Annotated in this window: 3 protein-coding genes; all 3 read right to left on the bottom strand. The window is 55.4% G+C overall.

Annotation, left to right across the window (positions count from 1 at the left end; all coding sequences use genetic code 11):
• Positions 1-78 precede the first annotated feature (78 nt).
• Positions 79-1,782, bottom strand: a complete 1,704-nt coding sequence (locus tag VMT71_10675; protein HVN24424.1) for an IS1634 family transposase — start codon at positions 1,780-1,782, stop codon at positions 79-81.
• A 266-nt stretch (positions 1,783-2,048) separates the two neighbouring features.
• Positions 2,049-3,947: a selenocysteine-specific translation elongation factor gene (selB, locus tag VMT71_10680; GenBank protein ID HVN24425.1), complete on the bottom strand. Its 1,899-nt coding sequence runs from the start codon at positions 3,945-3,947 to the stop codon at positions 2,049-2,051.
• 153 nt (positions 3,948-4,100) lie between these two features.
• Positions 4,101-4,796 carry an FKBP-type peptidyl-prolyl cis-trans isomerase gene (locus VMT71_10685; GenBank protein ID HVN24426.1) on the bottom strand — a complete coding sequence of 232 codons (696 nt, stop codon included), beginning with the start codon at positions 4,794-4,796 and terminating at the stop codon, positions 4,101-4,103.
• Positions 4,797-5,225 lie beyond the last annotated feature (429 nt).

Below are 5,225 nucleotides of genomic sequence, written 5' to 3' on the forward strand. Positions count from 1 at the left end.
CCGAAGTTCCTTTCCCCGTGATGCAGTATTCCCTTGTGGGAGTAGGATTTTTAAGAGAGAGGGGTTTCCCTTTACTGGCTACAACCTGAGCAGCTCAAACGCCCGTGCCTGAAGAGGTGTGAGCTCGGTTACCCGAGAAAAAGAAGGTTGAGCAGGATCGGTACCGATCCTCACACGATGACGGCAGCGGGTGGCGAGTTCGGCGAGGAGCGTCGAGAAGCTCTGGACGGGAAGACCGTCCGGCGTCATGCCCGTCCTCTTTTTCCTCAGGGCTGAGGGAGAGGCTTTCGCCGGCCGCACCGCGTGTCTCGTCTTTCTTTTCTCCGGCAGTTCTTCGTCATCAAACAGGAGCGGTGCGAGGGCCCTGCGCATATGCCACTCCACGTAGTAGGCGAGCAGGCAGAGGAAGATGTGGGCTTTGACATGCGCTTCGGTCCTGTGCCAGATGGACCGTATGAGCAGGTCGAGCCCTTTTAAGCTCCGGAAGGCGCGCTCGACGTGCGCGAGGTTCTTGTACGTGCGGACCGCGTCCTCGGGGGAGAGGGTTTCTTCTGGTTCACTCGTGCGGATGACGTAGATGCCGTCCAGGGCTTCCTCTCTCTGGATCGATTGCTCGTTCCGGGCAAAGGAGAAGGTTCCTTCCCCGATCGTCACTTTGAAGTGCTTGCCTACCTTGAACCGCTTGAGCACGCCCCCGACTTTTTTCCCGATCTCGGCCTTGTCGAGCGGGGTGCGGGTGCGCCGTGCCACCTGCCGTTCGATGCGCTCAAGTTCCCTCTCCGTCGCGGCAAGGAGCTCTTCTCGCTTTCTCTTGCGCTCCTCGGCCAGAAGCGGGTTGAAGCAGGCGATGAGCCGCTCGCCGGGGTAGTCGTCGGATGCGATCTCGGCAAGATCCGTCTGGTCGAAGAGCGAGAGCTGGAGGGCACCCCCTTCGACCAGGTTCCGGATAGCCCGGGAGCGCAGCGCCGAGATCCAGCCGATACCCGGGTGGCTCTTCAGGGTCTCGAGCTGCGTCGTCGTGAGCATGCCCCGGTCGCCGACCAGAACGAGGCGGTTCAATCCGAAGCGGCCTTTCAGTGTTTCGACCTGGTCGGGTACCGTGGTGGGGTCACCGGTGTTGCCGGGATAGACGCTGACCGCGACCGGCAAGCCCTCGTGGTCGGTGACGACCCCGTAGACGATGATCGGCTTCCCTTTCTCTTTGTCCCGGTCGTGGCCGAAGAGGGCCAGGGGACAGGTCCTTCCTTCGTAGTAGCTGCTCGTCACGTCGTAGAGCACGGGTGCCCCTTCCGCGAGGTGCTTTGCAGCGAGCTTCTTTTCAATGGTTTCCTGGCGGGACAGAAGCCAGTCCATCGCCCGGTAGAGATCGTCCTCGTCGGCATCACCAACGCCGAGCTCTTCCGCGAGCGTGGTGGTATGCATGAGCCGGGCCGTGGCCAGTTTCGAGGAAGGGTGGAGGAGCCGCTCCGCCAGCATGGCGATGACGAGATCGCGCTCGCGGCTTCTCCTGGATGCGATGACGGTATCGAGGCCGATTCTCCGGATCGTTCCCAGTACTGCCTCCACATGGCCGTGCGCCAAGGAGCGCTCGATATGGAAGGCTTCCTTCGGTGCGACAACGGTTTCACCCTTCAGGACGCGCCGGAGTGCTTCGACCTTCTCTTCCGGCCAGTCCGTGAGATTCGCAACCGTCCGCCGCTTGACCTTCTTGCCTTCACGCCACGCTTCCCGCAAAAGAACAGCCGGCCGTGAGTTGCGATTGGGGACCACATCGATGTACATGAGCACATCATAGCATTACTATACAATGCTGTCAAGTAAAAAATATAGTATTACATGGGCACAAACAGAAGGACCCAGTTTTGAGCTTCCCGGCTACCGGCAAGGGAAAGAGACGATTTTTATCGTGATTTCACATGGAACTTCGGGTTAAATTTCGATGAATATCGAGGCGCTCCGAAACGACACGAACGGAGACGTACTGATAGCACGTCGATGCGAGGGGAGGAGAAGGGCAACGAAGATGGGCGCGAAATTCAACCCGGCATTCAGGCGGTTCGGAGGAGTCGTTTGTCTCCGCTCCTGATGGTGAGCCTTGTTTCGTCAAAGTATTCAAGCAGCGGTATCATGTACTTTCGAGAGACACCTGTAAGGTTCTTAAAGTCTGACGGCATCATTTCCTTACGCTGCTCCAGATGATCAACCACTTTCTTTTTCAACGCCTCTATCACTCGGGCATCGAAGTACATGTCTCCCTTGATCTTCGCAACTTTTCCTTCGTGCGCCAGTTTCCCGAGCATGTCACGAAGGCTGGCCTCCTTGATGTTCAAGTCCGCAGAAAGCTCATTTAGGCTTGGCGGCGTGAGTCCTGCCCGTTGGAGCTTCTTGAGGATTTGTTCCTCCTCCTCTTGCACTGACTTGTCAGCCGGTCGGGCCGCGCCTTTCAAGAGTACCTTATCTTTCTCTGCTTCCAGCTGACCCGCTTTGATAAGTTCCTCAAGGGCAACTTGGAACACATGAGGTTCTACCTTGGGCAGTTTCGTGCGTAACTCTTCTTTGGAGATGCCCACCTTAAGAGGGTTCTTGGCATGAAAGTCTGTAAGGAGCGCCTGCAGCCTAGCCTTATAGTCGGAAAAATGAGTTGAGTGAACGAGGGTTCTCCCGATCAGTTTTGCCTTTGCGGTCTGGGTCAGCTCCGCAATGGCCCTTTCAATAGCCTTTTCTTCTGTGCCCAGGAGAACGGCAAGCGTCTCTCTCCGCATACCCTCGTATGCTCCTTTCAGGATATGATACTCGATCCTATCGACAATACTGCCCTCACGCAGCAGGGAGAAAGTCCTGGCAAGGTCTCCTGCCTTTCTCGCGTGTCTTTTTGGCAGGATGTCGAGTACTGTGCCTCCGCCAAGCGTCTGTACGCTATAAGATCCCCGCAGAATATACCTGTCGCCTGGCAGTACCACTACCGGCTCCATGAAAATGAACTGTGCGAATGCCTCTTCTCCCGGCTCTATGCTCTTCCGGTCGAGCAAGACGAGCCGGGCTTCCACCTGTGTGGTCGCAATATGAAACCGCAGAATACTCCCATTTTTTATAGCTTTGAAGGGCAGCTTGAGATACCGGAATGTCGCATCGATGCGGCTGGTCAGCATCAGGCTTTCCGGTCTGCCCACGAGCGTTCCCCGCTCTATCTCCTGCTTTTCTACTCCCTGCAGGTTGAGTGCTACACGCTGGCCCGCCGCCGCCTCGCTCGCGTCTTCATGGTAGGCTTGTATATTTCTTACTTTTGCCCTCCTCCCGGTAGGGTAAATTTCCACCTCTTCGCCCTCGCGTATCTGACCCGAGATGCACGTGCCCGTTACGATCGTACCGAAGCCTTTAATAGTGAAGACCCGGTCAACAGGTAATCGGAAGACGCCCGCTTTGGACCGCTCCTGAATCTCATCTGCTACTTTTCTTATATGCTCCTTGAGGAGGTCGATGTTTTCACCCGTTACTGATGAAACAGCAATGACCGGTGCACCTTCAAGGAACCGACCTTTGACGAGATCCCGTATTTCCTCCTTGACCAGTTCCACGATGTCAGGCTCTACCAGATCTTTCTTGGTGATCGCTACAATCCCCCTCTTGATGCCGAGCAGCTCGCAGATATCCAGGTGCTCCCTCGTCTGCGGCATGACCGATTCGTCTGCTGCAATTACGAAGAGCACCATGTCGATGCCCCAGGCTCCTGCCACCATATGCTTTACAAAACGTTCGTGGCCGGGAACATCGACGATGCCTGCCAGAAGATCATCCCCGAATCTGTAATGCGCAAAACCGAGCTCTATGGTTATGCCCCGTTCTTTTTCTTCTTTGAGCCTGTCGCAGTCAATGCCGGTGAGTGCTTTTACCAGGGCGGTCTTGCCGTGGTCGATATGGCCTGCGGTGCCAATGACGATCTGCTTCATAACGTGAATATAGCAGGTTAAGGGCGGCGGCGTCAAAAGTCCATTATGCCAGGTTGCCCTTTGCGCCTACCTTCGTTTCCCACTCCGACGATATGTTTGAGCCGGGTACCCGCGCGCTGCCTTGCCGCACCGGAGGGGGGTTCTCTTGACGAGTTACTTGATTGAGAGTAACTCCACCTCGTAGATTAATGTGGCGTTGGGCCCTATGGCCGGGGGCGCTCCTTGTTCGCCGTAAGCGAGACGAGCTGGTATGAAAAGTTGCCATTTCGCACCCACGCTCATCATTTGGAGAGCCTCTACCCAACCCTTGATCACGCGGTTAACCTGAAAGACGAATGGTTGTCCACGGCGGTAGGAGCTGTCAAACTCAGTGCCGTTAATAAAGGTTCCGCGATAATTCACCGTAACAGTATCCGTTGCCCTCGGGGTGCGGCCTGTGCCCGCTCTAAGGACCCTGTATTGCAACCCGCTCGGCAGGGTTCTCACCCCTTCCTTTTTCATGTTCTGTGCAAGAAATGCCTCCCCCTCCTTCCTGTTCCTTTCGGCATCCTGCTTCATCATCTCAGTGCCTTTGGCTTCCATTGTCCTGCCGACGCCAGTCATTGTTTCAGACATTTGCTGGTCACTGAGAAGAAGCTTCCCGCCTGAATAGGCATCCCGGAAGCCCCTTGCCACAAGATCAGGATCCACTTCCATACCGAAGCGCCTCATATCACTCCCCATCTGAGCGCCTATGGCATAACTTCTCTGCTCTTTCTCTGTCCTGAGGGCCTGATCGTCCGCTCCATAGGCTATTCCCGTTATAAGCAGCGCTACGACGAGTGCGAGCGCACCTGTGCAAGATTTCATAGAAGACCTCCTCTTGTTTTCTGATAATCTAACGCCGGTAAGCTTGAAAAACAATGGTCAGGAAACAAAGTCCGGCTAACGTACGGGGCCAGCGAGCGTTTTCGGTCGCGCCGCGTCAGAAAATGTCGAATCAGATAGCAGTAATTCGACACTAATGTCGTTTGTCTGTCCCTTCCATATCCCCGATCCAGGACGCAATTAGTCCAAAAACACCCAGAACCTTTAGGTAATCGGTTGAGGCTGAGCCAGTTGCGGTGAGGGACTCTGAACTGGCATGGTTTATGCTCTTAAGCATTAAGGCCAACTCTGAAGCTGGGGGTTGTTGACACGAGAATCTTTGGGGTTTATGCTTTGAATGGGAGGAAGTACTAGAGATGAAAAAGGTTAGCGTCGCCATTTTACTTGGTGCTCTTATCTGTCTAGCCCCAT

It is taken from the genome of Syntrophorhabdales bacterium (assembly GCA_035541455.1).
Classification (GTDB): domain Bacteria; phylum Desulfobacterota; class Syntrophorhabdia; order Syntrophorhabdales; family WCHB1-27; genus JADGQN01.

What these genes read in the sequence shown, in the direction of transcription:
- VMT71_10685 (HVN24426.1), bottom strand. Translation starts at nt 4,796, where the DNA reads ATGAAATCTTGCACAGGTGCGCTCGCACTCGTCGTAGCGCTGCTTATA.
- VMT71_10675 (HVN24424.1), bottom strand. Translation starts at nt 1,782, where the DNA reads ATGTACATCGATGTGGTCCCCAATCGCAACTCACGGCCGGCTGTTCTT.
- selB (HVN24425.1), bottom strand. Translation starts at nt 3,947, where the DNA reads ATGAAGCAGATCGTCATTGGCACCGCAGGCCATATCGACCACGGCAAG.